29 protein-coding genes are annotated in these 26,329 nt (G+C 35.9%); 25 read left to right on the plus strand and 4 right to left on the minus strand.

Features of this window, described 5'->3' with window-relative positions:
• Nucleotides 1-38: 38 nt before the first annotated feature.
• Entirely contained in the window at nt 39-1,364 is a 1,326-nt protein-coding gene (locus ICG50_RS01670) for a T9SS type A sorting domain-containing protein (protein ID WP_187659177.1), read from the minus strand.
• Nucleotides 1,365-1,468: 104 nt separating this feature from the next.
• Here ICG50_RS01670 and purD point away from each other — a divergent pair, with 104 nt between their 5' ends.
• Entirely contained in the window at nt 1,469-2,743 is a 1,275-nt protein-coding gene (gene purD, locus ICG50_RS01675) for a phosphoribosylamine--glycine ligase (RefSeq protein ID WP_187659178.1), read from the plus strand.
• Here purD and ICG50_RS01680 read toward each other — a convergent pair.
• On the minus strand, nt 2,735-2,965 hold the full coding sequence (locus ICG50_RS01680; protein ID WP_187659179.1) for a DUF6341 family protein: 231 nt from the start codon (nt 2,963-2,965) through the stop codon (nt 2,735-2,737). The two genes, purD and ICG50_RS01680, sit on opposite strands and share 9 nt — an antisense overlap.
• Nucleotides 2,966-3,010: 45 nt before the next feature.
• Between ICG50_RS01680 and ICG50_RS01685 the strand changes: the two genes are divergently transcribed.
• Nucleotides 3,011-3,940: a DUF6427 family protein gene (locus ICG50_RS01685; protein ID WP_187659180.1), complete on the plus strand. Its 930-nt coding sequence runs from the start codon at nt 3,011-3,013 to the stop codon at nt 3,938-3,940.
• Between the two features lie 80 nt (nt 3,941-4,020).
• On the opposite strand, the gene upp is transcribed toward ICG50_RS01685, so the two are convergent.
• On the minus strand, nt 4,021-4,674 hold the full coding sequence (gene upp / locus ICG50_RS01690; protein WP_187659181.1) for a uracil phosphoribosyltransferase: 654 nt from the start codon (nt 4,672-4,674) through the stop codon (nt 4,021-4,023).
• 133 nt (nt 4,675-4,807) lie between these two features.
• On the opposite strand from upp, the gene ICG50_RS01695 reads away from it, so the two are divergent.
• Both ICG50_RS01695 and ICG50_RS01700 read left to right on the plus strand, forming a co-directional pair.
• Nucleotides 4,808-5,413, plus strand: coding sequence for a DUF4254 domain-containing protein (locus tag ICG50_RS01695; RefSeq protein WP_187659182.1), 606 nt, complete (start codon nt 4,808-4,810; stop codon nt 5,411-5,413).
• A 59-nt stretch (nt 5,414-5,472) separates the two neighbouring features.
• Nucleotides 5,473-6,474 carry a glycosyltransferase family 9 protein gene (locus ICG50_RS01700; protein ID WP_187659606.1) on the plus strand — a complete coding sequence of 334 codons (1,002 nt, stop codon included), beginning with the start codon at nt 5,473-5,475 and terminating at the stop codon, nt 6,472-6,474.
• Between the two features lie 28 nt (nt 6,475-6,502).
• Here the strand turns inward: ICG50_RS01700 and ICG50_RS01705 are convergent, their stop codons facing one another.
• Nucleotides 6,503-7,558 (minus strand): ferredoxin--NADP reductase, encoded by a 1,056-nt coding sequence (locus ICG50_RS01705; protein ID WP_187659183.1) that lies wholly within the window; start codon nt 7,556-7,558, stop codon nt 6,503-6,505.
• A gap of 120 nt (nt 7,559-7,678) precedes the next feature.
• Between ICG50_RS01705 and ICG50_RS01710 the strand changes: the two genes are divergently transcribed.
• The 21 genes from ICG50_RS01710 (at nt 7,679) to lolB1 (ending at nt 26,323) form a co-directional block, all read left to right on the plus strand.
• Nucleotides 7,679-8,014, plus strand: coding sequence for a PadR family transcriptional regulator (locus ICG50_RS01710; protein WP_187659184.1), 336 nt, complete (start codon nt 7,679-7,681; stop codon nt 8,012-8,014).
• A gap of 2 nt (nt 8,015-8,016) precedes the next feature.
• Nucleotides 8,017-8,637 (plus strand): hypothetical protein, encoded by a 621-nt coding sequence (locus ICG50_RS01715; RefSeq protein ID WP_187659185.1) that lies wholly within the window; start codon nt 8,017-8,019, stop codon nt 8,635-8,637.
• Nucleotide 8,638: 1 nt separating this feature from the next.
• Complete coding sequence (locus ICG50_RS01720) at nt 8,639-9,331, plus strand: hypothetical protein (protein ID WP_187659186.1); 693 nt, start codon at nt 8,639-8,641, stop codon at nt 9,329-9,331.
• 55 nt (nt 9,332-9,386) lie between these two features.
• The gene (locus ICG50_RS01725; RefSeq protein WP_187659187.1) at nt 9,387-10,853 is read left to right on the plus strand and encodes a DUF5687 family protein; all 1,467 of its coding nucleotides are present in this window, start codon (nt 9,387-9,389) and stop codon (nt 10,851-10,853) included.
• A gap of 33 nt (nt 10,854-10,886) precedes the next feature.
• Nucleotides 10,887-11,585: an ABC transporter ATP-binding protein gene (locus ICG50_RS01730; protein WP_187659188.1), complete on the plus strand. Its 699-nt coding sequence runs from the start codon at nt 10,887-10,889 to the stop codon at nt 11,583-11,585.
• 89 nt (nt 11,586-11,674) lie between these two features.
• The gene (gene porW, locus ICG50_RS01735; protein ID WP_246448706.1) at nt 11,675-14,455 is read left to right on the plus strand and encodes a type IX secretion system periplasmic lipoprotein PorW/SprE; all 2,781 of its coding nucleotides are present in this window, start codon (nt 11,675-11,677) and stop codon (nt 14,453-14,455) included.
• Nucleotides 14,456-14,459: 4 nt separating this feature from the next.
• Nucleotides 14,460-14,864 (plus strand): bactofilin family protein, encoded by a 405-nt coding sequence (locus ICG50_RS01740; protein WP_187659189.1) that lies wholly within the window; start codon nt 14,460-14,462, stop codon nt 14,862-14,864.
• Nucleotides 14,833-15,066 (plus strand): AtpZ/AtpI family protein, encoded by a 234-nt coding sequence (locus ICG50_RS01745; RefSeq protein WP_187659190.1) that lies wholly within the window; start codon nt 14,833-14,835, stop codon nt 15,064-15,066. The genes ICG50_RS01740 and ICG50_RS01745 overlap by 32 nt, the downstream gene beginning before the upstream one ends.
• Nucleotide 15,067: 1 nt before the next feature.
• A complete protein-coding gene (locus tag ICG50_RS01750) occupies nt 15,068-15,466 on the plus strand; it encodes a hypothetical protein (RefSeq protein WP_187659191.1) in 399 nt (132 codons plus the stop codon).
• Nucleotides 15,467-15,582: 116 nt separating this feature from the next.
• On the plus strand, nt 15,583-16,737 hold the full coding sequence (gene atpB, locus ICG50_RS01755; RefSeq protein ID WP_187659192.1) for a F0F1 ATP synthase subunit A: 1,155 nt from the start codon (nt 15,583-15,585) through the stop codon (nt 16,735-16,737).
• Between the two features lie 96 nt (nt 16,738-16,833).
• A complete protein-coding gene (gene atpE, locus ICG50_RS01760; RefSeq protein ID WP_171221220.1) occupies nt 16,834-17,025 on the plus strand; it encodes an ATP synthase F0 subunit C in 192 nt (63 codons plus the stop codon).
• 84 nt (nt 17,026-17,109) lie between these two features.
• Complete coding sequence (locus tag ICG50_RS01765; protein ID WP_187659193.1) at nt 17,110-17,610, plus strand: F0F1 ATP synthase subunit B; 501 nt, start codon at nt 17,110-17,112, stop codon at nt 17,608-17,610.
• Nucleotides 17,610-18,143 carry an ATP synthase F1 subunit delta gene (gene atpH, locus ICG50_RS01770; RefSeq protein ID WP_187659607.1) on the plus strand — a complete coding sequence of 178 codons (534 nt, stop codon included), beginning with the start codon at nt 17,610-17,612 and terminating at the stop codon, nt 18,141-18,143. Before ICG50_RS01765 ends, atpH begins: the two co-directional genes overlap by 1 nt.
• Nucleotides 18,144-18,164: 21 nt before the next feature.
• Nucleotides 18,165-19,742 (plus strand): F0F1 ATP synthase subunit alpha, encoded by a 1,578-nt coding sequence (gene atpA, locus ICG50_RS01775; RefSeq protein WP_187659194.1) that lies wholly within the window; start codon nt 18,165-18,167, stop codon nt 19,740-19,742.
• Between the two features lie 82 nt (nt 19,743-19,824).
• Nucleotides 19,825-20,685 (plus strand): ATP synthase F1 subunit gamma, encoded by an 861-nt coding sequence (atpG, locus tag ICG50_RS01780; protein WP_187659195.1) that lies wholly within the window; start codon nt 19,825-19,827, stop codon nt 20,683-20,685.
• 79 nt (nt 20,686-20,764) lie between these two features.
• Complete coding sequence (locus ICG50_RS01785) at nt 20,765-21,202, plus strand: GNAT family N-acetyltransferase (RefSeq protein WP_187659196.1); 438 nt, start codon at nt 20,765-20,767, stop codon at nt 21,200-21,202.
• Between the two features lie 41 nt (nt 21,203-21,243).
• Nucleotides 21,244-22,710, plus strand: coding sequence for a lipopolysaccharide biosynthesis protein (locus ICG50_RS01790; protein ID WP_187659197.1), 1,467 nt, complete (start codon nt 21,244-21,246; stop codon nt 22,708-22,710).
• Between the two features lies 1 nt (nt 22,711).
• Entirely contained in the window at nt 22,712-23,146 is a 435-nt protein-coding gene (gene dut / locus ICG50_RS01795) for a dUTP diphosphatase (RefSeq protein ID WP_187659198.1), read from the plus strand.
• Nucleotides 23,147-23,171: 25 nt separating this feature from the next.
• Nucleotides 23,172-24,182, plus strand: coding sequence for a sugar phosphate nucleotidyltransferase (locus ICG50_RS01800; protein WP_187659199.1), 1,011 nt, complete (start codon nt 23,172-23,174; stop codon nt 24,180-24,182).
• Between the two features lie 6 nt (nt 24,183-24,188).
• A complete protein-coding gene (locus tag ICG50_RS01805) occupies nt 24,189-25,538 on the plus strand; it encodes a tetratricopeptide repeat protein (RefSeq protein WP_187659200.1) in 1,350 nt (449 codons plus the stop codon).
• Entirely contained in the window at nt 25,535-26,323 is a 789-nt protein-coding gene (gene lolB1, locus ICG50_RS01810) for a lipoprotein insertase outer membrane protein LolB1 (RefSeq protein ID WP_465254281.1), read from the plus strand. Before ICG50_RS01805 ends, lolB1 begins: the two co-directional genes overlap by 4 nt.
• Nucleotides 26,324-26,329: the final 6 nt, after the last annotated feature.

Here is a 26,329-nt window from a genome sequence, read left to right on the forward strand (position 1 = left end):
AACAAATGTCAGCCCTTAAAAATACTATTTTATTAGTATTAATTTTTTATAATTTTAATAGTTTCTGATTTGTTACCTGAATTAATTTCAAAGAAATAAACTCCAGAAGCATAACTAGAAATGTCTATAGTGTTCTCAACACCGTTGAATTCTCTTGTTACCATTACTTTACCCGATAAATCGGTAACTTTTAAAGTGTATGAATCTAACCCTTCAGTTTGTAAATTTACTAATGAAGTAGCCGGATTTGGATATACTTTGAATTTGGTTGTATTGAAATTATCATTAGACAAAGTTCCGGTGAATTTGAAAATACCACCTGTAAATGGATCTTCATTAAATCCTGCACACCAACCTGTTGAGCCATCAAAAAATGAAACAATACCTCTTTGAGCTCCTGAATCGATTGTCGTCCAAGTTGTACCATTGTTAGTACTATAGGCAGAACCTGAAGGATTTCCTGCAGATGTAGCTACTAATGTTGTAGTTCCCGGAACATAAGATAAGACTCTGTAAGCACCAGTAAAAGGAGTTCCTGCAGACCAAGTAGCACCACCGTCAGTGGTGGTATAGAAAGTATAAGTAGTTCCTGCCGTTTTTAATAAACAGCCATTAGTAAGCGAACTCATTGTCAATCTAGCACTTTGAGCAGTTCCTGCAAAATCAGTTACAGGAGCTTGTGAAGCGGTCCAAGTAAGTCCCATGTCTGAAGATTTTAAAATTCTTCCTTTGTTGGTAACCAACCAAATAGTATTGCCAATAGTTACGTTTCCGCCATTGTAACCATACTCAATTGTTGCTCCTGAACCCAAAGGATTTGGGATATTTGCACCCGGTACGGGATCCCATGTTTCTCCACCATCAGCAGTGGTGTAAATCTCGAATTCGCCCGCAACAGCATCTCCAAAAGAAACCCCATTGTTAGCATCAAAAAAATGAACCCCATTTATAAATGAAGTCGCGGCATTAAAAGTACCAATGTTTTGTTGTTGCCAAGTTGCACCACCATTAGTAGTTTTATAAATAACACCGTTGTTTCCAATGGTTGGAGTCAATGCACTTACCCAAGCTGTAGTAGCACTAATTGGTGCAATATTGTTAATGGTCAAAGTTGGGTCGCCAACATTGATAGTTCCAGGCGTCCAAGTTATTCCTCCATCAGTAGTTTTAGTAAACTCTTGAATTACATTTGAAGCGCTTACGCCATCATAAGCCAATGCCCATACAGTAGTTGGATTCACTATATGAATTTCTGAAAGTCCTCTGCTGATGTTATCAAAACCAGTTGCTTGACTTGTCCAAGATTGTGCGTTTAAGGTTAAACCTACAAAAACCAAGGAAAAAGAAAGTAGAAATTTTTTCATAATAAAATTGTTTTTTATTTTGTACTAAATTAGATAAAAATAGGCTACAAAAAAAGAATACTTGTATTTTTGTATACTTTTAACACAACACACAACAACATCAAATGACAATTTTACTACTTGGCTCCGGAGGAAGAGAGCATGCCCTTGCCTATAAAATGCTAAAAAGCCCAACTTGCAATCAACTTTTTGTAGCTCCCGGAAATGCCGGAACTTCATTTATAGCAACTAATGTTTCTATCAGTCCAATTGATTTTGACAGCATAAAAGATTTTGTGTTAAAAGAAAACATTGACATGGTGGTTGTTGGGCCGGAAGACCCTTTGGTACACGGAATTTATGATTTTTTTAAAAATGATAAGGCGATTAACCATATTCCGGTAATTGGACCATCCAAAGTGGGTGCACAATTAGAAGGAAGTAAAGAGTTTGCCAAAGAATTTTTAATCAAACACAAAATTCCTACTGCTGCCTACGACAGTTTTACATCAGAATCGGTTGAAAGAGGATGTAATTTTTTAGAGACACTCCAACCGCCTTATGTTTTAAAAGCAGATGGATTGGCTGCCGGAAAAGGGGTTTTAATTCTTAACGATTTAGCTGAAGCCAAAACCGAATTGCGCAATATGTTGGTTCATGCCAAATTTGGTACCGCCAGTTCAAAAGTAGTTATCGAAGAATTTTTGGATGGAATTGAGTTAAGCTGCTTTGTTTTGACAGACGGTAAAAATTATAAAATGTTACCCACCGCCAAAGATTACAAAAGAATAGGAGAAGGCGACACCGGATTGAATACCGGAGGTATGGGAGCTGTTTCCCCCGTGCCTTTTGCAGATGAAGTTTTATTAGAAAAAATAGAGACCAGGATTGTTAAACCAACAGTAGATGGTTTACAAAAAGACGGAATTGAATACAAAGGATTTATTTTCATCGGACTTATTATTGTGAAAGGGGAACCTATGGTTATCGAGTATAACGTGAGAATGGGCGATCCGGAAACCGAAGTTGTGATGCCAAGAATCCAGTCAGATTTGGTAGAATTATTTCAGGCAGTTGCCAATCAAAAACTGGATGAAGTGACTTTAGAAATTGACCCAAGAAGCGCGACCACTATCATGGTGGTATCCGGCGGATATCCCGAAGACTACAACAAAGGTTTTGAAATCACCGGAATGGAATACGTAGATGATTCTATCGTTTTTCATGCCGGAACTAAATTAGAAAATGGTAAAGTAGTAACCAACGGTGGAAGAGTACTGGCAGTTACTTCTTTTGGAAATAACTTTCAAGAAGCCATAAAAAAATCTTACCAAAATATAGACAAGCTACATTTTGATAAGATGTATTTTAGAAAAGATATCGGATTCGATCTAGCTTAAGAAAGAATGAGCCGTTGTATCTTGGTTTTCTTCGTTGTTGTCTTGGTGCTTTTTCAATTCTTTACACCAGTAAACGATATAGTAGCTACAAACAATAATTAACGTCCAACTAACAATGTTAGCTAACCACCAATTACTCAATTCTAAGGAACGCAACCAATCTAATGGTTTGAATAAAAAGTCTACGAATAAAGTTTGAATGCCTTCAAAAAATGCTTTCATTTTATAAAATGTTATATTTACACCACAAATGTATAAAATATCCTCATGATAACAAGCATTTTTAAAAAATCGAGTATTCTTAATTATGGCTTGATTACAATTTTAGTATTGGTCTCCTTTTTTATTTTCCAAAATAGTGATTTGGGCAACAAAATGGCAGACAATACTTTAACGGCTAATTTGCTATCCATCATACTTATACTAACGTCCTTTTTTTTGGTCAATTTTATTGTTAAGAAAAACGGACTCACAAAAGCAAGCAGTTACACTATTTTATTTTTTCTATTGTTTTTATTGCTTTTTCCGGTTGTATTTAACCATTCTAATTTGTTGTTTGCCAATTTTTTTCTGCTGTTAGCCATGAGAAGATTGATTTCTCTACAAACTCTAAAAGCACCTAAAGAAAAAATATTTGATGCCTCGATGTGGATTTTCATAGCGAGTTTGTTTCATTTTTGGAGTATTCTTTTTATCCTATTAGTTTACATTTCGATTATTTTTCATGTTTCGAGAGATTATCGCAATTGGCTATTGCCTTTTGTGGCTTTTGTGACCACAACGGTAGTGTTTCTGTTGGCCGCTTTATATTTTGACAAGACTTGGATTGACCATATTTTAAAACAAACCCAAACCCATTTCGAACTCGATTATTTTACTAATAATTACCAAAATGCAGCGCTTTCTTTTTATGTGGTTATAGCTTTGTATTTTCTTTTTTCGATGGTATTTTCATTAACCAACAGACCACTAATTTTACAAGCATCTTATAAGAAAATGATTTTCGGATTTTTGATAGGAAGTATAGTTTTCATCCTTTCTCCGGAAAAAAATAATGCCATGTTGTTGTTTACTTTTTTCCCTTTAGCCGTGATGACAACCAATAATATTGAGTATTCCCAAAACAAAATGTATCAGGAAATCGTATTGTTATTACTAATCACAGGAAGCTTTTTTGCCTTTTTTGCTCAGTTATAATTTACTGCCATTTGATATTAAGAGGAGAGCCCAGTGGGCTTCAGGTACACGAACTTTAGCTCGTAAGGAAGCAACTGTCTTTATAATTTACTCCCATAGGCCAAATCACCGGCATCACCCAAACCGGGTATGATGTAGTTTTTTTCGTTGAGTTTGTCGTCTAATGCAGCCACCCAAAGATGGCAATTATCAGGAAGATTTTTTTCTAAATAAGCAATGCCTTCAGGGGCAGCAATTACAACTGCAATGTGGATTTCCTTGGGTTTTTGTTCCAAATGCAATTTGTGCAAAACCGCCACTATCGATTGTCCGGTGGCCAACATTGGGTCAATTAAAATTAGAATTTTATTTTCAAAAGACGGTGCAGCTTGGTATTCGACTAAAATATCAAACTTATCATCATTGTCATAATGATGACGATAAGCAGAAACAAATCCGTTTTCGGCATTGTCAAAAATGTTCATAAAACCGGTATGTAAAGCCAATCCGGCACGAAGTATCGAACACAAAACCACATGATCAGCAATCGTAGTTGTATGTTTAATGCCTAAAGGCGTTTGCACCTCAATATTTTTATAGTCCAATGTTTTGCTCAATTCATAAGCCATAATTTCGCCAATACGCTCGATGTTTTTTCGAAAACGCATGCTGTCTTTTTGAATGTTGACATCGCGAATTTGGGCCAAAAAATGATTGAGAATACTATTCTGCTCTGAAATGTAATGAATATGCATGGACGACTTAAATTTTGTATGTTATGGTAAAAGTATAAAAACTATCTTTGCACCCGAGACCTTTAGGTCGAATTTTATCACCCGAGCCGTTAAGGCGAACGGAACAAAGTTAAATGAAATAAATTTTACCGATATGTTTTCACAATTTGCATTTCCTATTTTCGAACAAAGTATTAAAGATTACCACCTTATTGATGATGTATATCAACCAACGTTAAACCCTTACACTAAAGGAACTATTGAATATTTATTGTATGCCAAAAATTGGGTTGATACCGTACAATGGCACTACGAAGATATTATTCGTGATCCGAATATTGATCCGGTTGCGGCTTTGGTTTTGAAAAGGAAAATCGATGCTTCAAACCAAGTGCGTACCGATATGGTAGAATATATCGATAGTTATTTTCTGCAAAAACACAAAGACGTTCAAGTAAAACCAAATGCTAAAATCAACACCGAAAGTCCGGCTTGGGCTATCGACCGCTTGTCTATTTTAGCGCTAAAAATTTACCACATGAACGAAGAAGCTACTCGCGCAGAAGCTTCGGCCGAACACAGAGCCAAATGCCAAGAAAAACTAAATGTATTGTTGGACCAAAAAAGTGATATGTTTATTTCCATCAATGATTTGTTGACCGATATTGAAAATGGTGACAAGTTCATGAAAGTGTACAAACAAATGAAAATGTACAACGACGACGATTTGAATCCGGTGTTGTACCAAAACAAAAAATAAAAAACGACAAACTTTTGTCAAACCCAATCACACATATAGCCGTCATCCGATTGTCTGCCATGGGCGATGTTGCGATGACGGTTCCGGTTATCCGAGCTTTTGTCCAGCAAAATCCGACCGTGACAATTACAGTGGTTTCACGCCCGTTTTTCCAACCTTTTTTTGACGAAATTCCGAATGTAAATTTCTTCGCTGTTGAGGTGAAAGGCAGACACAAAGGTTTCCTTGGTTTGCTGCAATTGTATTCCGATTTAAAAAAACAAAATATTGACGCTGTTGCCGATTTGCACAACGTTTTGCGGTCTATAGTCCTCCGAAATTTATTTGTGCTAAACGGAAAAAAAGTGGCGCACACCGACAAAGGCAGAGCCGATAAAAAAGCCTTAACCCGTGTTGAAAACAAAATCTTCCAACCGGTAAAATCAATGGTGGAAAGACATATTGACACTTTCAAAGAACTTGGTTTTTTTGTTGATTTATCCAATCCGATTTTCCCCGAGAAAGCCATTTTAACAGATGAAATCTTGAAAGTTTCAGGCGGAAAAGAAAACAATAAATGGATAGGCATTGCGCCATTTGCTCAATACGAAAGCAAAGTTTATCCGTTAGACTTGATGCAAAAAGTAGTTAATGAATTGGCCACCAATCAACACTATAAAATCTTCCTTTTTGGTGGTGGAAAAAAAGAAACAGACCAATTAAATAGTTTGGCCACAGCTAAAGAAAATGTAATTGTCGCTGCCGGAAAATTTTCTTTGGATCAAGAATTACAACTCATTTCCAACTTAGACCTCATGCTTTCCATGGATTCCGGAAACGCTCATATTGCGGCGATGTTAGGCGTAAAAGTAATCACACTTTGGGGCGCCACGCATCCTTACGCAGGTTTTAAACCATTCAACCAACCGATTGAAAACTGCCTGACTTCGGACAGAGAAAAGTATCCGTTATTGCCAACATCGGTATACGGAAACAAAAAAGTAGAAGGTTATCAAGACGTCATGAGAACCATCTCAGTTGAGAAAATAGTAAACAGTATCCAGTCGCAGTTAACAGTCTGAAAACGGGAAACTGCGACGGAGAACTTTTTTACACATCATCAAAATCCACATAAATCTCCGAAGAAGTCGGATGCGCTTGACAAGTTAAAATCAATCCGTCAGCGATTTCGCCATCAGTTAAGATTGAATTCTTTTTCATCTCAGCCGAACCATTGGTAATTCGCGCCAAGCAAGAACTGCATATGCCGCCTTGGCAAGAATAAGGCGCATCGATGCCTTGTTTTAAAGCGGCTTCCAAAACCGTTTGTTTTTGTGACATTTCAAAAGTGGTTTCTTCGTCATCTACCATTACGGTAATTTTGGTATGACCTTCATGCGAAGTAGCGGTTGTATTTTCGGCAGCGGTGGAAGTGGAGAACAATTCAAATTTGATGTTTTTCTCAGGAATGCTGTGTTCTTTCAACACATTGGAAACCAAATTAATCATTTCCTCCGGACCACATAAATAGAATTTATCAAACTCTTTTTCTTTGTGTTTGTTATTCAAAACAAAATTTACCGTTGATTTTTCAATTCGGCCGAAAAGTTCGTTTTCTACTTTGGCTTGACTGTATACAAAATGCACAAAAAAACGGCCGACATATTTCAATTGCAAGTCGTGAAGTTCATCGTGAAAGATAGTTTCTTCCGGAGTTTTATTGCCGTAAACCAATACAAAAGAGCTATTGGGTTCACTTTCCAAAACCGATTTTAGGATAGACATTACCGGTGTAATTCCGCTTCCTGCTGCAAAAGCCGCATAGTTTTTTAAGTTAGAAAAAGAAGGTTCAAAAGTAAATCTTCCTTCCGGTTGGCTGACTTCTAAAATGTCGCCGGCTTTCAAATTGTCATTGGCAAATTTAGAAAAGTGACCACTTTTCACCGCTTTAATGGCGATGCGCAATTCACCACTATTGGGCGAAGAACAAACCGAATAAGCACGACGTACTTCTTGTCCGTCAAGGGTCAATTTAAGATTAACGTATTGACCGGCAGTGAATTGGTATGCTGATTTTAATTCTGCCGGAATAGTGAAAGCAACAGAAACAGCATTTGGTGTTTCGCGCTTTACTTCTTTGATATGTAATTTATAGAATGAAGACATGAAAGTTTGTTTTGACAAAGGTAACGAACGTATCACTTTTGAGAAAATAATTATTTATACCCAAGTATTTTATGTATATAAAAAACTTATGTATATTTGAATTTCAAAAATGAAGAGCCAATGAAAAATTCACAATTATACAAAGGAAGTTTAACCACCATAGTGATGAAACTTTTGGAAGAAAACGGCAGAATGTATGGTTATGAAATTACCCAAAAAGTAAAAGACATTACCAAAGGCGAACTAAAAATCACCGAAGGCGCATTGTATCCGGCATTGCATAAATTGGAAGCAGAAGGCGTTTTAGAAGTCGAAGTCGAAAATGTAGACAATCGATTGCGAAAATATTATAAGCTTACAGAAAAAGGTTCGGCCGAAACCATCAACCGTTTAGCGGAATTGGAAGATTTTATACGAAACATGCAAACTTTGGTTCAACCTAAATTAGACTACTAGCCATGAAATTAACAAAAGAGAACATTCAGTTTATAGATACTTATTTAAAAAACAGTGATGTGATTTATATTGATATCCGTCAGGAAATGCTTGATCATATTGCTTCTGGAGTGGAACAAAAAATGGCAACCGGACAGCAGGATTTCTATGACGCATTTAAAGAATACATGGTTGTAAATAAAAGTGAGATTCTCAAAAATAACAGAAACCGCTCGAGCTTTTCCTGGGATGTTATCCGTCAATTTTTGTTGTTTTTGGTCAAACCATATAGCTTGGGTGTGGGCGTTTTGTTGTTTATTTTTTTTAAGAATGTAGATGTGAATCTTTATTTTTCAGAGGATTTTACCGTTAGGAATTTATTTTTTGTACTGCTAATTGGTGTGGTGCTGTTTCAGTTGTTTTACTTTTATATTTATTTAAAAAAACGATTCTATGCCATAGAAAAAACAGGCGCTATATGGTTAATCCTTTATTATTTGCAACTATTCTTTTTGCCTGCTTTTGGAACCAATGATGTTTCAGCAATAACCCTCACGATTTCCTCTTTTTTGTTCTTAGGATATGTTGTCTTTTTTATACAAGAATTAGTAAAATTTCACAAACACCGATTTAATTATATTTAACATGAAACTCAACGCCGAACAAGTCGAAAGACTTTATGCATTCACGCGCCAACATTATGTGGAATATTACGATTTGCAAACCGAATTGGTTGATCATTTGGCGAATGCCATAGAGGAACAATGGCAACAAAACCCAAAATTGTCTTTTGAGGAAGCACTAAATATTGAATTCAAAAAATTTGGCGTTTTTGGCTTTATGGAGGTCGTTGAAAAAAGACAAGTAGCTTTGAATAAAAAGTACAATAAATTGGTTTTAAATGAAATGAAAGTCTTTTTTTCGGTTCCAAAAATCATCGGTACTTTTTCGGCCATTGGCATAGTCTTTTATCTGCTCAAATTTTTTCAGGAAGGCTTAGAAATAGCTCAAGGGTTATTCGGAATTTTGATTGTTGTTTTTATTATTGGTTTAGCCATACTTTCGAGAAGAAATAAGAAGAATACGCGCCAAACAGGTAAAAAATGGTTGTTAAAGGAAATTATTTTTGGCTATAGTTCCTTAGCAGGATTAATTAATTTGCCGATACAATTAGCCTTGCGATTAAACGGAAAACACTACTCAGATTCGTCTTTGATTTTGTTCAGTTTATTACTGGTGCTATTATGTTTAACAACTTATATTGTCTTGGTTTTAATTCCTTCCCAAGCCGAAAAACACCTCAAAGAAACTTATCCTGAATATGAATTTGTAAACTAATTTGTAACATTTTATTATTTTTAAGAACTAATTTCGAAAACCTAAACCACCAACTATGTTCAAACATTTCATAAAACTCGAATGGAAGTCTTTTCTTCGTTCGGCTTCTTTTGGCAGTAATCTAGCTCTGAAAATCATTATGGGATTAGGAGCATTATACTTTATGGCCTGTTTCGCCATATTGGGAACAGCCGTGTTTTTTATTCTAAAAGATAAAGGAATGGAGCCATTGGCAACCATCAATAAATTTATGATTTATTATGTGCTTTTCGATTTAATCATTCGATACTTTCTTCAAAAAATGCCGGTGACTAATATTAAACCGTTGCTGATTTTGCCCATCAAAAGAGGTACAATTGTTCATTATTCGTTAGGGAAAACAATCATTTCTTTTTTCAATGTCTTGCATGCTTTTTTCTTTATTCCGTTTACTATAGTGTTATTGGTTCAAGGGTATGGTATCCAAGCATTTTTGTGGTTCTTAGGAATGACGGCTTTGATTTACACTAATAATTTTATCAATATTTTGGTGAATAGTAAAAACGTTGTTTTTTATAGTGTTTTGACAGCATTGGCAGCATTGGCAGCTTCACAATATTATGGTGTTTTTGATTTCACCATTTATTCGAAACTTTTCTTTCAAGGAATGTATGATACGGTTTATCTGTTTCTTATTCCCATTATTTTATTGGTTACAACTTACTATTTTTCTTTTAGTTATTTCAAAAACCGATTGAATCTCGACGATGGATTGGCCAAGAAAAGCGATGTGGCGAAGACTGAAAATTTCATTTGGCTAGACCAATTCGGAACTTTGGGCACTTTTCTCAAAAATGACATTCGATTATTGAAACGAAATAAGCGTTCGAGAATGACCTTGATTATGAGTGGTCTCTTCATTTTCTATGGGTTATTGTTCTTTACCCAAGCCATAGAATCTTATGACAATCCGTGGATGAAAGTCTTTGCCGGTGTCTTTGTTTCGGGTGGATTTTTGTTCACTTTCGGGCAGTTTGTGCCGAGTTGGGACAGCGCTTATTATCAATTGATGATGAGTCAAAACATCCAATACCGCGAATACATCAGTTCGAAATGGTGGTTGATGGTGATTGGAACCGTAATTTCTACCATTTTAGCCTCATTTTATCTGTATTTCGGAGTACACACCTACTTGATTATTGTGGTTGGGGCTATTTTTAACATTGGCGTCAATTCGCATTTGGTGATGCTTGGCGGTGCTTTTGTAAAAACGCCTATCGACTTAACCACTTCCAAACAAGCCTTTGGTGACAAGCAAGCCTTTAACATGAAAACGATGTTGATTTCGTTACCAAAAATGTTGGTTCCAATGGGATTATATACTTTGGGCTATTACTTATTTTCTCCTAATGTTGGACTGATATTCGTAGCTGCAGCCGGTGTTTTAGGTTTTGCGTTTCGAAATTATGTGTTCAATCAAATAGAGAAAATTTACAAAACCCAAAAGTACGAGACCATCGCCGCTTACAAGCAGAAAAACTAATTACTATTCACTAATTACTAATTACTCGAAAAAATGATACAAGTTAACAATCTTTCAAAAACATATGGCAACGGCGTAACAGTTTTAAATATCGTCAATCTTGAAATCCCAAAAGGACAAAGTTTTGGTTTAGTGGGAAACAATGGCGCCGGAAAAACGACTTTCTTTAGTTTGCTACTTGACTTAATTCAACCGAGTTCCGGGCATATTATAAACAATAATGTTCAGGTTAATACCAGCGAAGCCTGGAAACCGTTTACGGCAGCATTTATAGATGAGAGTTTTTTAATTGGTTATTTGACGGCCGAAGAATACTTCTATTTCATCGGAGATTTACGTGGACAAAACAAAGCTGATGTAGATGCGTTATTAAAAAAACACGAAGAATTTTTCAACGGAGAAATCCTAAATAGCCGAAAATACCTCAGAGATTTATCCAAAGGAAACATGAAAAAAGTAGGCATTATAGCGACATTAATCGGAAATCCTGAAGTGATTATTTTGGATGAACCATTTGCTAATCTTGACCCAACTACCGTAAATCGTTTGAAAAAAATTATCAAAGAATTGGCCGATGATTCTAATAGGACTGTTTTGGTTTCCAGCCATGATTTGGTTCACACAGTTGAGGTTTGTAACCGAATTGTAGCTTTGCATTTAGGCGAAGTCGTGAAAGATATTCAAACATCGCCTGAAACTTTAAAAGAATTGGAAGCATTTTTTGCAGTCTAATTTTTTGCCATATCAAAAAGAAACGTATTTTTACCAGTTAGTTATACTATTTATGACTTTTTCACGTTACTATAAAAATACGTTTCGCTTTGAAAACCAATACTATTAAATATCTTATCTACTCTGGATTGCTTGTTTTTTTGATAGCTTGTTCTACCAAAAGAAATACTTTTCTCTCCCGAAATTCACACGCGCTAAGTACCAAATATAACATCTTATACAATGGTGATATCGCTCTGCAAAAAGGAATTGAAGATGTAAAATTGCAAAACAGTGACAACTTTTGGGAGTTGCTTCCTATTGAGAGAATGCAAGTAACAGAAGACAGAATGTTACCGGGGGAAAATAGAAATGCTAACTTTGAAAGAGCCGAAACCAAAGCTACCAAAGCCATTCAGAAACACTCCATGAACATTCAAGGTTCGGAGAAAAACCCTCAAATGGATGAAGCACACTTGCTTTTGGGACAATCAAGATATTACGAACAACGTTTTGTACCGGCATTGGAAGCCTTTAACTATGTGCTTTACAAATATCCGAAAAGCGATAAAATCTACGAAGTAAAAATTTGGCGCGAAAAAACCAATATGCGTTTAGAAAATGACGCTATTGCCGTTAACAATTTGACTAAGCTTTTAAAAGAAATCAAATTCAAAGACCAAATCTTTGCAGATGCTAATGCGGCATTGGCACAAGCCTTTTTGAATTTGGAAGAAAAAGACAGCGCTGTGGCTAAAATAAAATTAGCTACAGAGTTCACCAAATCCAATGAAGAAAAAGCAAGGTACCGATTCATATTGGCACAACTCTATGAAGCATTAGGCTACAAGGACAGCGCTTATGCTAAGTACCAAGAGGTAATCGATATGAATAGAAAATCGGCACGGCAATATGTGATTCAAGCGCATGCCAAACAAGCCGGTCAGTTTGATTATAAAAGCGGTGATACGATTGCTTTCATGAAAAAGTTCAATGACTTACTTGAAGACCGAGAAAACCGTCCGTTTTTAGATGTAATTCACCACCAAGTGGCTTTGTTTTACGACAAACAAAACATGTTAACCCAAGCCAAGAAGCACTACAATCTTTCGCTTAAAAAGAAAACCCAAGACAGTTATTTGATCGCTTCAAATTATAGAAACTTGGCAGACATCTATTTTGACTCGGCTAAATACTTAACTGCCGGTAAATATTTTGACAGCACCTTGGTGCATTTAAAACCAAGGACTCGCGAATTTAATTTGATTAAAAAGAAAAGAGAAAATCTGGAAGATGTTATTAAGTACGAAGCTATTGCTCAAACTAACGACAGTATAATTTTATTGTATTCGATGTCGGGCTCTGACAGAACGGCTTATTTTGAAAAACATATTGATAAGCTTAAAAAAGAAGAAGAAATTGCGCAAAAATTAGCTGAAAAAGAAGCTCGAATCAAAGAAAATCAAGAACGAGGAGATGGTAAAATGGATGCCGACGCCAAACCTAAAAAAGCTACTTCATTGTCTGCTTCCAATGGAAATGACGCAACATTTTATTTTTATAATCCAACAACCGTTGCTTATGGACAAAAAGAATTCCAAAAAATTTGGGGGAAAAGAACACTTCAAGACAATTGGAGATTAGAAACGAGCGCGCCTAAAAAAGAGGATAAAGAAGCTGATGGGGACGAAAAAGAAATCGATAAAGATTCCAAAGAAGCTATTGTAGAGGAACGTTTTACTCCCGAATTTTATATCAAGCAATTGCCAACAAGTCAAACACTCATTGACAGTTTGAGTAAAGAAAGAAATTTTGCTTATTATCAATTGGGCGTTATTTACAAGGAAAAATTTAAAGAATACCAATTGGCGGCAGATAAGCTAGAACGCTTGTTACTAAACGATCCGGAAGAAAGATTGGTTTTGCCTTCGATGTATAATTTGTATAAAATCTATGAAATCATAGACAAGTCGAAAGCAGAAGGCATGAAATCGAGAATTATCACTTCTTTCCCTAATTCGAGATACGCCCAAATTTTAAACAATCCGAATGGTGAATACGCCGAAAACAGTGATTCGCCAAAAGCGGTTTATGAAAACCTATATAAAAGGTATCAAGAAGGGGATTATAAATTGGTTTTGACAGATACCGAAAGTGCTACAGACCGATTTACGGGAGATGAAATTGTCCCAAAATTAGAATTACTTAAAGCCAATATTATCGGAAAGTTAGCCGGTCTTGATGAATATGGCAAAGCACTTAATTTTGTAGCGTTGAATTATCCGAATAGCGAAGAAGGCAAAAGAGCCGAGAAAATGATATCGGTAGATTTACCAAAACTGCAAGCGTTACAATTATCAAGCTTAGACTCCAAAAACTGGAAAATTTTATACCGAACCAAGGACTTTGAGGACAAAGGAACCAAAGTTCTTCGAGACAAGATTGCAAAATTCATCAAAGACAGAGATTTAGCTAAGTTGACGATTTCTTTGGATATTTACACGATGACCGATAATTTTGTAGTGATTCATGGCATGAATTCTAAAGATTTAGCAGAAGGAATAACGGCTATATTAAAAGACTATAAGGATTATAAGGTGCTAGAAACCCCAATTATTATTTCAACAGAAAACTATACCATAGTTCAGATTAAAAAGAATTTAGACGAGTTTTTAGCCGGAAATCTAACCGACAATCCAACCCAACCTAATTGGGACGGGACTTTTGAAAAACCGGTAGTTCAAGAACAAAAACCAGTTCAGCAAGAAGTGCAAAAAGACAGTAAAGAAACACAGCCTGTAAAAACACAAAAAGGAATGGAAGAAAGCGAAGACCAAATTGGCTTACCTCCATCGCCTCAATCTTCAAGACCACCAGCCAAAAAAGGATAAAGTCATGTTTGAAAAAAGTCCAAAATCATACACGGATCTTTTAGGAAAAACCAACAGAATTGTGGAAGGAACTACTATTACCGGTGATATTATTTCTCCTGCAGATTTCCGTTTGGATGGGCATCTGATAGGAAATTTTCAGTCAAAAGGAAAAATTGTTATTGGTCCGGCCGGAAGCGTTAAAGGTGATATCATATGTAAAAATGCCGATATCGAAGGCACTTTTGAAGGCAAAATACAAGTGCAGGAAATCTTGAATGTCAAATCAAAATCCCACATTATTGGAGAAGTAATTTGTGGTAAACTGTCTGTAGAACCAGGAGCAGAATTCAGTGCGTCTTGCGTCATGAAACCCCATGTCAAAAATCTTCCTAATAATGGACAACCAACCGAAGAGAAAAGCGCCTAATAAGTGGTTGGCACTCATCAATATTCCCGTTCAAATGGGCGTTATCGTTTTTTTATTTGCCTATTTAGGGCGTTGGCTTGACGAAAAGTACAGTAATCCACACAACATTTATGTAAAAATTTTAACCTTGTCCGGTGTAGCAATAGCATTTTACAATCTTAACCGACAGTTGAAAGAAATTAATAAATCAGATAATCAGTAATATGAATTTAGACAAATTCAAATCCATTTTCACCGTTTTAGTTTTAGGAATAATCGGTTTTGCTATTCACAAAATCTTGTTTTATTTTTGGGTACCCAAAGCCTACGAAACGGGATTTATTTATTCCATTGAACTCTTGTATTTGTTCTTTTTCTTCTTTTCTTCGATGTTGATTTTGGTGCTGGATAAGGTTAAAGAAAAGAGCATTAACTCAGTAGGTTATACCTTTTTATTGCTCACTACCTTAAAAATGGGAATTGCTTTTCTTTTTTTGAAACCAATATTGGCTGCAGACTTGCCTAAAACGCCCACAGAAAAAATGAATTTTTTTATCATTTTCATTTACTTTTTGGCAATAGAAACCTATGTAACTATCAGAATTTTAAATAATAAACAATAAATCAGTTTTAAATTGACAATTCTGTCAAAAAAATTAAAACATATACTTTTTAATATTAATTAATATTGTACTTTTGCACCAAATTTGAGAAAATAAAATTTAGATAATTATCAGATATGGTGTTTTCAAAAAAACCACTCCGTTTTATCATCGCTACCTTAGTAGCTTTTTTACCATTAGTAAGTTCGGCAAACCCAACAGTTGATTCAACCCAAGTTTCAGCAGAAACTACTCATGCGGTTGAAACTACTCATGGAGAATCAGCAGAACCAAAAGACGTTAAAACCGAAATCAAAGAGTTCATCGACCATCACTTGAAAGACTCTTATGACTTCAATATTTTTGGGTACAAAGACGAAGCAGGAAAACAACATCACGTTGGATTTCCGTTGCCGGTTATTTTAATTGATAACGGATTACAAGTTTTCTCTTCTTCAAAATTCCACAATGATCATGAAGTTGCAGAGGTTAACGGAACTTTCTACAAATTGCACCACGGTAAAATTTATAAAGTTGACAGCGCTCAAGGCGAAGTAACCATGGATGAGCACCACCATGCTACCAATGAAAAGCCGCTTGATTTTTCTATTACCAAAAACGTATTCATGATTTTTGTAGTAGCTTTAATCATGTTTTTGTTATTTAAAAGTTTGGCTAAATCATACGTTAAAAACGGAGGCATTGCTTCAGGAGTTGGTCGTATTTTCGAACCGATTGTATTATACGTAAGAGACGAAATCGCTATTCCTAACATCGGAGAGAAGCACTACAAAAGATACATGAGTTATTTATTAACCATCTTCTTCTTTATTTGGTTCTTAAATATCTTCGGATTAACACCACTTGGCATCAACGTAACCGGAAACATTGCCGTTACTGCTTGTTTGGCTTTAATCACTTACTTAATCACAACTTTTACCGCTAAAAAAGATTATTGGGGTCACATCTTCTGGATGCCGGGCGTGCCTGTACCAATGAAATTCATTTTAGCGCCAATTGAATTATTGGGAACGATTATCAAACCTTTCTCGTTAATGATTCGTCTTTATGCGAATATCGTTGCGGGTCACATCGTATTGATGAGTTTGATTGGGTTAATGTTTGTTTTCAAAAACTGGATAGGAAGCAGCTTGTCTTTCTTCCTTTCGTTTGCGATTTCTTTAATTGAAATATTAGTTGCTTTATTGCAAGCTTATATATTTACTATGTTGTCGGCGCTTTATTTTGGTTCGGCCGTAGAAGAGCATCATCATGATGAAGCTCACCATTAAAATTTTAGATATCAAATATTAAATTTTAAATATCTGAAATTTAATATCTAATATCTAATATCAAAATTGAATGTTTAATTTTTAATACATATTTTTATGGAAATTCCTAAAATCATTGGAGCTGGATTAGTAGTAATCGGAGCTGGTATCGGTATCGGAAGAATTGGTGGTTCTGCAATGGACGCTATTGCACGTCAACCGGAAGCTACTGGTAAAATCCAAACAGCTATGCTTATTGCTGCTGCGCTTATTGAAGGTATCGGATTTGCTGCTTTATTCGCAGTATAATTCAAACAAAACAAAAAGCTGCAACGGTTGGTTGTAGCTTTTGTTTAAAAATTAAATTAAAAGACTATATAATTACTTTATAATATGGAAAAGTTAATAAATGATTTTTCATTAGGATTGTTTTTCTGGCAATTTTTGATTTTCGTAGGATTGATTTTCTTATTGAAAAAATTTGCTTGGAAACCTATTCTTGATGCTGTAAACGAAAGAGAAGAAGGAATCAGAAACGCTTTGCTTTCTGCTGAAAATGCAAAGAAAGAAATGCAAAATCTTAAATCAGATAATGAGAAATTATTAGCTGAAGCAAGATTAGAGCGTGATACCATGATGAAGGAAGCTCGTGAAATCAAAGAAAAAATGATTAACGATGCTAAAGCAGAAGCACAAACTGCCGGTCAAAAAATGATCGAGCAAGCGAAAGCTTCTATCGAAAGCGAGAAAAATGCAGCTTTAGCTGAATTGAAAGCTCAGGTTTCGACTTTGTCATTAGACATCGCTGAAAAATTATTAAAAGACGAATTATCTAACAAAGAAGCTCAAACCAAATTGGTAGAGAAAATGTTAGGTGATGTAAAATTAAATTAATCGTTATGTCAAGAGCTGCGATTAGATACGCGAAAGCAATTTTAGAAACGGCGGTTTCAAGCGGAAATGCTGCTAAAGTAAACGAAGACATGTTGTCAATCGTTGCTTCAGTGGCCGGAAGCGCTGAATTAAGCGAATTTCTATCAAGCCCAATCATTTCTTCAGAGGTGAAAATGAGTGCTTTGAAAGAAGTTTTTGCTACGGTTCAGTCAGAAACCAATGCTTTATTCAGATTGCTTCAGGAAAACAAAAGATTTGAAATTTTAGCTGAGGTTGCCCAACAATTCAATGCCCAATTCGACGTAATGAATGGTGTTGAATTAGCCAAAGTAACTACCGCTTTCCCAATTACTGCTGAATTGCAAAATCAAGTATTGGCTAAGATTGCTACGATTTCAGACAAAAAGATAACTATCGAAAACATCGTAGATCCATCAATTATCGGAGGATTTATTTTGAGAATAGGAGATAAACAATACAACGCTTCTGTGGCAAACAGATTGCAAGAATTAAGAAGAGAATTTAGTAATTAATACCATTAAAGATATATCAAAATGGCGGAAATTAAAGCTGCTGAAATTTCAGCAATATTAAAAAAACAATTAGAAGGATTCCAATCTGGCGCTACTTTAGAAGAAGTGGGATCAGTACTTCAAGTAGGTGATGGTATCGCTCGTGTGTATGGTTTGTCAAACGCACAATACGGTGAGTTAGTACAATTCGATAACGGATTAGAAGCTATCGTTTTGAACTTAGAAGAAGACAACGTGGGTGTTGTACTTTTAGGACCATCAACCGGAATTAAAGAAGGTTCTATCGTAAAAAGAACCCAACGTATCGCTTCTTTGAAAGTTGGTGAGCAAATCGTAGGTCGTGTTGTAAACACACTAGGTGAGCCAATCGACGGTAAAGGACCAATCGGTGGTGAGTTATACGAAATGCCATTGGAAAGAAAAGCTCCTGGAGTTATCTTCCGTCAACCGGTAACTGAGCCGTTACAAACCGGTATCAAGTCAATCGACGCGATGATTCCTGTAGGTAGAGGGCAACGTGAGTTGGTTATTGGTGACCGTCAAACCGGTAAAACTACCGTTTGTATCGATACTATCTTGAACCAAAAAGAATTTTACGATGCTGGGCAACCGGTATTCTGTATCTATGTTGCTATTGGACAAAAAGCTTCAACAGTAGCGGGTATTGCAAAAACATTAGAAGAAAAAGGCGCTATGGCTTATACAACAATCGTTGCAGCTAACGCTTCAGATCCTGCGCCAATGCAGGTATATGCTCCAATGGCAGGTGCTGCTATCGGAGAGTATTTCAGAGATTCAGGTCGTCCGGCTTTGATTATCTATGATGATTTATCAAAACAAGCGGTAGCTTACCGTGAGGTGTCTTTGTTGTTAAGAAGACCACCGGGTCGTGAGGCTTATCCTGGAGACGTATTTTACTTACACAGCCGTTTATTAGAAAGAGCTTGTAAAGTAATTGCGGATGACGATATCGCAAAAAACATGAACGACTTACCAGATACTTTGAAACCAATCGTTAAAGGTGGCGGTTCATTAACAGCTTTACCAATCATTGAAACTCAAGCGGGTGACGTTTCTGCGTATATCCCAACTAACGTAATTTCGATTACTGACGGTCAGATTTTCTTGGATGGTGATTTATTCAACTCTGGAGTTCGTCCGGCGATTAACGTAGGTATTTCGGTATCACGTGTTGGAGGGAACGCTCAAATTAAATCAATGAAAAAAGTAGCAGGTACTTTGAAATTAGACCAAGCGCAATTCCGTGAATTGGAAGCGTTCGCTAAATTCGGATCTGATTTGGATGCGGTTACTTTAAACGTAATTGAAAAAGGTAGAAGAAACGTTGAAATCTTGAAACAAGCCGTAAACGATCCTTACACCGTTGAAGACCAAGTAGCAATTATCTACGCTGGTTCTAAAAACTTGTTGAGAAATGTTCCTGTAAACAAAGTAAAAGAATTCGAAAGAGATTTTATCGAGTACTTGAACAACAAACACAGAGATGTTTTAAACGCTTTAAAAGCCGGTAAGTTAGACGATAACATTACGGACGTTTTAGAGAAAACAGCTAAAGAAATTTCAGCGAAATATAACTAAGAATTATTTTAAATTTTGAATTATAAATTTTAAATGGTTACCATAATTTATAATTCAGAATTTATAATTTAAAATAATATAAATGGCAAACTTAAAGGAAATCCGTAATAGAATTACTTCCGTTCAGTCGACGATGCAGATTACATCGGCGATGAAAATGGTTTCTGCCGCAAAGTTGAAAAAAGCACAAGATGCCATTACAGCAATGCGACCTTATGCCGAAAAATTAACGGAATTATTACAAAGCGTTAGCGCTACTTTAGACGGAGATGCCGGTGGACAATACACTACGCAACGCGAAGTAAACAAAGTATTGATTGTTGTCATAACTTCAAACAGAGGTTTGGCCGGAGCATTCAATACTAATGTTATCAAGCAAGCGAAAGAGGTTTCTGATCGTTACGCCGGAAAACAAGTAGACTTTTTTGCTATAGGTAAAAAAGGAAACGACTTTTTTAGAAAAGTAAATACCGTAATCGAAAACAAAAGCGAAATATTTGACAACCTAACTTTTGATAACGTTGCCGACATCGCTAACGTATTAACGGATAAATTCGTTTCCGGTGAATACGACAAAATCGAAATCGTTTACAACCAATTCAAAAACGCAGCAACACAAATCGTTCAAGTAGAGCAGTTTTTACCTTTAGCACCAATCGCTTCTGATAAGCCTGTTTCAACCGGAGATTACATTTTTGAACCTTCAAAAGAAGAAATCGTGTTGACTTTGATTCCAAAATCATTAAAAACACAATTGTACAAATCTATTAGAGATTCTTTTGCTGCGGAACACGGAGCGCGTATGACGGCAATGCACAAAGCAACAGACAACGCAACCGAATTGAGAAACCAATTGAAATTAACTTACAACAAAGCGCGTCAAGCGGCGATTACTAACGAGATCTTAGAGATTGTAGGTGGTGCAGAAGCTTTGAAAGGATAAATTTCAAAACAATATTTTACAAGAAAGAGTCAACGAGAGTTGGCTCTTTTTTTATTACTTTTAAATTAAAATTCAACCAATGCAAGTCAGAGAACTTACAACCATTACAGAAATGCTCGAACAATTCAGCACCATGCAATTTCTGTATCCCAATATGACTATCGAACGCTATGAATCATTCTTGAAAGATATGATCCCAAAGAGCTACAAACAAGCTGCTGTTTTCGAAGACAATATTTGCATCGGATTGACCGGCTTTTGGTTTGGCACCAAATTATGGACCGGAAAATACATAGAAATCGATAATTTTATTGTTCATCCCGACCATCGTAATAAAGGAATAGGCTGTATTATTTCGAATTATATAGATGAAAAAGCCAAAGAGCTTGACTGCACTTGCATCGTCTTAGATGCATTCACCGGAAACTTTCCGGCGCACAAATTCTATTATAACTTGGGTTATGTACCAAGAGGTTTTCATTTTATCAAAACTATTGACGAAAATGGATTTTCATAATCCAATAAAACCCTATTTTTGTTACACTAACCGGAATCACCTTGAGTTTATATAAAAGTCTTTTTAAACAAACACTAATCTATGGTTTGGCAACAGTACTGCCAAGAATGATTAGCTTTTTGCTGAATCCATTGTTTGTAAAAAAGCTCCCAACCCAAGAGTTTGCCGATGTGTCTATCGTATTCGCTTGGCTGGTCTTTTTCAACGTGATTTTATCCTACGGAATGGAAACCGCTTTCTTCCGATTTTACAATACCGAAGACAACAAGAAAAAAGTCATTTCTACTTCTACTGTTTCTATTTTTTGGACGTCAATCGCCTTTTTAGGATTGGCTTTATTGTTCAGAAATACGCTTTCAGATTGGTCCGGCATTAAAGTCGAATACGTCACGTATACCATTTGGATCTTGGTGTTAGATGCTTTGGCGATTATTCCGTTTTCCCGAATGCGCGCGACCAAAAGACCAATGATGTACGCCATTGTTAAGATAGGCAATGTGACGATAAACATGATTTTAAATTTGTTTTTCTTATTGCTTTTACCGCAATTAGCACAAGCCAATCCCGATGGTTTTTTCAGTACCATTTATTATGAAAACTTCCAAGTCGGCTATATTTTTGTAGCCAATTTGATGGCGAGTTTCCTAACTTTTGTAGTGCTTTCTCCGGATTATTTGAAAATCAATTGGAGTTTCGATTTCAAACTTTGGAAGCGAATGATGCAATATGGTTTGCCCATTTTAATCGCAGGAGTAGCCTTTGCCATCAATGAACATTTTGATAAAATTCTCTTAGATTGGATGAATGTTTCTAAAGCAGACATCGGCGCTTATTCGGCTTGTTACAAAATCGGAATGTTTATGGTTTTATTCAGAACGGCTTATACCTTAGGAATAGAACCGTTCTTTTTCAGCCATGCCGCCAATGAAAATGCCCAACAAACCTACGCCACAATTACCAAATATTTTGTGATTTTCGGTTCGTTCATCAGCCTTTTCGTAATTGCGTTTATCGATTTATTAAAATTACCGCTGGTTCCGGAAGATTCTTATTGGGTAGCTATTAAAGTAGTACCGTTGATTGTCTTGGCCAATTTCTTCCTAGGCATTTACACCAATTTGTCGGTTTGGTACAAATTAATTGACAAAACCAGAATGGGCGCTTATATTTCTATTGTTGGTGCTTTGGTGACACTTTTGCTCAATTATTTGCTCATCAAACAAGGATTCAGCTATTACGGTTCAGCAATCGCAACTATAGCAGCTTATGGAACGATGATGATTATATCCTATAAAATGGGACAAAAACAATATCCTATTCCTTATGACATCAATACCATTTTAAAATACTTAGGACTTTCCATTCTCTTTTCGGGAATCTCATTTTACATTCCCGTTTTAAGAGAAAATTATTTCGTTAAGGTAATTTTACTATCACTATTTTTATACTTTATTTACCGCAACGAAAAAGAAATACTACTTCGAATCATAAAAAGAAAAGCCAAATAAAATGACCATCAAAATCATCAATAAATCCCAACACGAATTGCCCAATTATGAAACCATAGCCTCAGCAGGAATGGATTTAAGAGCCAACTTGACCGAATCAATCGTGTTAAAATCTTTAGAAAGAACCATCGTAAAAACCGGTCTTTTTATCGAATTACCTATCGGGTACGAAGCCCAAGTTCGCCCAAGAAGTGGTTTAGCCGCTAAAAAAGGAATCACCGTCTTAAATTCACCCGGAACAGTTGATGCGGATTATCGTGGGGAAATCGGTGTGATTTTAGTAAATTTATCCAATGAAGATTTTGTCATTGAAAATGGCGAAAGAATTGCCCAACTAATCATCGCCAAACACGAACGCGCTGAGTGGATTGAAGTTCAGGAATTGTCTGAAACCTCAAGAGGAGAAGGCGGATTCGGGAGTACAGGTGTAAAATAAGTTAAACAGTCTCAATTAATATAAAATGAAAATTATAGTACCAATGGCCGGTCGAGGATCGCGTCTTCGTCCACATACGTTAACCATTCCAAAACCCTTAATTCCGGTTGCCGGAAAACCAATTGTTCACCGTTTAGTAGAAGACATTGCCGGTGTTTTGAATCAAGACATCGAAGAAGTGGCTTTTATTATTCATGAAAGTTTTGGTAAAAAAGTAGAAGAAGAACTAATCGCGATAGCCCAAAAGCTAGGAGCAAGAGGAACCATTTATTACCAAAACGAAGCGTTAGGGACAGGTCACGCCATAATGTGTGCCAAAGATTCTTTGAGCGGTCCGGCAGTAATTGCTTATGCCGACACTTTAATCCGAGCCGATTTTGATTTAGACAAAACCGCCGACAGTGTAATTTGGGTAAAACAAGTGGAAGATCCAAGTGCTTTCGGAGTAATAAACTTAAATGAGAACAACGAAATTATTGAACTAGTTGAAAAACCCAAAGAGTTTGTTTCTGACTTAGCCGTAATCGGAATTTATTATTTTAAAGACGTTGCCGTATTGCGAAATGAGTTGCAATCGGTTTTGGACAACAACATAATTCATGGCGGCGAATACCAAATCAATGACGGAATTAAACAAATGATGGCAAAAGGCATGAAATTTGTGCCGGGAAAAGTAGACGAATGGATGGACTGTGGAAATAAAGATGTAACGGTGGAAACCAACTCCAGAATGTTAGGCTTTTTGCACAATGACGGAGAAAATTTGATTGCCGAATCGGTTCGATTAGAGAATGCAACGATTATTCCACCATGTTATATTGGAGAAGACGTCGCGATTATCAATTCTGTTGTTGGGCCAAATGTGTCTTTAGGTAAAGGAACTCATGTAAGCAATACCAAAATTCAAAATAGTTTAGTGCAAACACACGCGCATATCAAAAACGCTAAATTGGATAACGCGATGATAGGAAATCACGCTACCTTTGACGGTGAATTCAAGAGTATAAGTATCGGGGATTATTCGGTTTTAGAATAGAAAGAAATGAAAAGACTTGTAATTTATGGTTTGTTACTCGGAATGTTCTCCATTCCCAATATTGTTGTGGCCCAAGAGGAACCCAACAATATCGCTGTGATAGACGATGGATTTCAAGACCATTTCTACGAAGCTTTAAAACAAAAAAGCATCGAAAACTATGATAAAGCGATTTTGTCTTTAGAACGATGCAAGGAAATTCAACCTGAAAATCCGGTTTCGTATTTTGAATTAGGCAAAAATTATTTGGCCCAAAAAAAATACAAAGAAGCTTACGATAATTTTGAGAAAGTTACTCAAATGGACCCAAATAACAGATGGGCTTGGGTTGGCATGTATGATGTTTGTTATGACACACACGATTACAATCAAGCTATTGTTATAGTCGAAAAATTAATTGAATTCAAAGCAGAGTACAAAGAAGATTTGACGTCACTTTATATGAACACACAACAGTTTGATAAAGCTTTGGAACTTATCAACGAGTTGAATGAAAAAGTAGGGAAGTCAGACAAACGCGAATTGTATAAAGCGGATATTCTAAGAGATGCCAAATACCAATCGGCTGAAAAAAACCATTTGGTTGACCAAATCAAAAAATTTCCGAAAGAAGAATCAAACTATATTTCTTTGATTTACATGTATTCCCAAAGTAATCAAGAAGAAAAAGCCTTAGAAATAGCCAAAAAACTGGAAAAAGAAATCCCAACTTCTGATTGGGCTCAAGTGAGTTTATTTAAATTTCATTTGAATAATAATGACGGTGACAATGCGGTGAAAGCGATGAATTTGGTTTTGCCAAGCCCAAAAATAGATGCCAAAATCAAACATAGAATCCTAAATGAGTTCCTGATTTTTGCCAAAAACAATCCGAAATACGAAGTCGATTTAGACAAAGCCATTTCTTATTTTGACAACGATAAAGAAGTAAAAGTTGCCAAAGAAATTGGCAAATTCTATTATACGAAAGCCAATTGGGATAAAGCCATCAAGTATTTGGATATGCATCTTAAAAATGCTCAAGACGACGTAGAAACCCAAATAATAATGCTTCAAGCCTATACTGAGAAACAAAATTTCATTGTTTTAAGTAAGAAGGCCGAAGAGTTGACACAATTGTTTCCAACGCAACCACAGTTTTATTACTATGCCGGATTGGCCTACAACCAAACACAAAATTTTAAGAAAGCAGCTTCAAGCCTAGAAACTGGCTTGGATTTTGTTATCGATGATACAGCTTTGGAAATCAATTTCAACATTCAATTAGGGGAAGCCTTCAATGGTTTGGGCGATATGAAGAAGAAAGAAAAGTATTTTACTAAAGCCAATGAACTCATTAACAAACAAAAGAAATAATGAAGTATTGGTATTTTATTTTGTCCGTGGTTTTTTTAACCTCTTGTAAATCAAAGGCGGTTTTAGTCGACTCTAATTCGAAACCAACCGTCACAATCGATGAGAATGCCATAAGTTCTCAAAAAATCATTAAGAATCACTACAATAATAAAAGTGATTTTTCTACGTTATACATTAGGTCAAGCGCCAAATACAGAGATGAAAAGCAATCCCAAAATGTTACAGCCGAAATCAAAATCAAAAAAGGCGAAAAGATTTTAGTAAGCATTCGTTTCCTCGGAATTACTATGGCCAAAGCCTTGATTACGCCTAATGAAGTGAAGTATTATGAAAAAATCAACGGTACTTATTTCGAAGGAGATTATGCTTCGTTGAGCGAATGGTTGGGCACCGATTTGGATTTCGATAAAATTCAAAACATGTTGGTTGGAAAACCGATTGACGATTTGACCCAACAAGATTATGCTTATGAATTAACCGATAAGTTTTATAAATTGAGTACCGTTAAGGACAAGACTGAAAAGGCTTTTTCCTTTGAATCGAAAAATTTTTTACTAAAAAAACAAGAGATAACACAACCTGAAAAAGACAGAACATTCACCGTGAATTATCCGAATTTTCAGGATTTTGCGTCCGCTATTTTGCCGGCTAATTTGCAGATAAATGCGATGCAAAAGAAAGGGAAAACAGAGATTTCCATCGATTATAATTCGGTTACCTTTAATGAAGACCTTTCATTTCCTTATAGCGTTCCCGATGGATATGACCGAATTTTTATAAATTAGACTTGC

It is taken from the genome of Flavobacterium buctense, assembly GCF_014486695.1.
Taxonomy (GTDB): Bacteria; Bacteroidota; Bacteroidia; order Flavobacteriales; family Flavobacteriaceae; genus Flavobacterium; species Flavobacterium buctense.

Bases quoted from the DNA above. Each gene is read 5' to 3' on its own strand.
- ICG50_RS01670 (WP_187659177.1), bottom strand. From the start codon at position 1,364: ATGAAAAAATTTCTACTTTCTTTTTCCTTGGTTTTTGTAGGTTTAACC.
- purD (WP_187659178.1), top strand. From the start codon at position 1,469: ATGACAATTTTACTACTTGGCTCCGGAGGAAGAGAGCATGCCCTTGCC.
- ICG50_RS01680 (WP_187659179.1), bottom strand. From the start codon at position 2,965: ATGAAAGCATTTTTTGAAGGCATTCAAACTTTATTCGTAGACTTTTTA.
- ICG50_RS01685 (WP_187659180.1), top strand. From the start codon at position 3,011: ATGATAACAAGCATTTTTAAAAAATCGAGTATTCTTAATTATGGCTTG.
- upp (WP_187659181.1), bottom strand. From the start codon at position 4,674: ATGCATATTCATTACATTTCAGAGCAGAATAGTATTCTCAATCATTTT.
- ICG50_RS01695 (WP_187659182.1), top strand. From the start codon at position 4,808: ATGTTTTCACAATTTGCATTTCCTATTTTCGAACAAAGTATTAAAGAT.
- ICG50_RS01700 (WP_187659606.1), top strand. From the start codon at position 5,473: ATGGGCGATGTTGCGATGACGGTTCCGGTTATCCGAGCTTTTGTCCAG.
- ICG50_RS01705 (WP_187659183.1), bottom strand. From the start codon at position 7,558: ATGTCTTCATTCTATAAATTACATATCAAAGAAGTAAAGCGCGAAACA.
- ICG50_RS01710 (WP_187659184.1), top strand. From the start codon at position 7,679: ATGAAAAATTCACAATTATACAAAGGAAGTTTAACCACCATAGTGATG.
- ICG50_RS01715 (WP_187659185.1), top strand. From the start codon at position 8,017: ATGAAATTAACAAAAGAGAACATTCAGTTTATAGATACTTATTTAAAA.
- ICG50_RS01720 (WP_187659186.1), top strand. From the start codon at position 8,639: ATGAAACTCAACGCCGAACAAGTCGAAAGACTTTATGCATTCACGCGC.
- ICG50_RS01725 (WP_187659187.1), top strand. From the start codon at position 9,387: ATGTTCAAACATTTCATAAAACTCGAATGGAAGTCTTTTCTTCGTTCG.
- ICG50_RS01730 (WP_187659188.1), top strand. From the start codon at position 10,887: ATGATACAAGTTAACAATCTTTCAAAAACATATGGCAACGGCGTAACA.
- ICG50_RS01740 (WP_187659189.1), top strand. From the start codon at position 14,460: ATGTTTGAAAAAAGTCCAAAATCATACACGGATCTTTTAGGAAAAACC.
- ICG50_RS01745 (WP_187659190.1), top strand. From the start codon at position 14,833: ATGGACAACCAACCGAAGAGAAAAGCGCCTAATAAGTGGTTGGCACTC.
- ICG50_RS01750 (WP_187659191.1), top strand. From the start codon at position 15,068: ATGAATTTAGACAAATTCAAATCCATTTTCACCGTTTTAGTTTTAGGA.
- atpB (WP_187659192.1), top strand. From the start codon at position 15,583: ATGGTGTTTTCAAAAAAACCACTCCGTTTTATCATCGCTACCTTAGTA.
- atpE (WP_171221220.1), top strand. From the start codon at position 16,834: ATGGAAATTCCTAAAATCATTGGAGCTGGATTAGTAGTAATCGGAGCT.
- ICG50_RS01765 (WP_187659193.1), top strand. From the start codon at position 17,110: ATGGAAAAGTTAATAAATGATTTTTCATTAGGATTGTTTTTCTGGCAA.
- atpA (WP_187659194.1), top strand. From the start codon at position 18,165: ATGGCGGAAATTAAAGCTGCTGAAATTTCAGCAATATTAAAAAAACAA.
- atpG (WP_187659195.1), top strand. From the start codon at position 19,825: ATGGCAAACTTAAAGGAAATCCGTAATAGAATTACTTCCGTTCAGTCG.
- ICG50_RS01785 (WP_187659196.1), top strand. From the start codon at position 20,765: ATGCAAGTCAGAGAACTTACAACCATTACAGAAATGCTCGAACAATTC.
- dut (WP_187659198.1), top strand. From the start codon at position 22,712: ATGACCATCAAAATCATCAATAAATCCCAACACGAATTGCCCAATTAT.
- ICG50_RS01800 (WP_187659199.1), top strand. From the start codon at position 23,172: ATGAAAATTATAGTACCAATGGCCGGTCGAGGATCGCGTCTTCGTCCA.
- ICG50_RS01805 (WP_187659200.1), top strand. From the start codon at position 24,189: ATGAAAAGACTTGTAATTTATGGTTTGTTACTCGGAATGTTCTCCATT.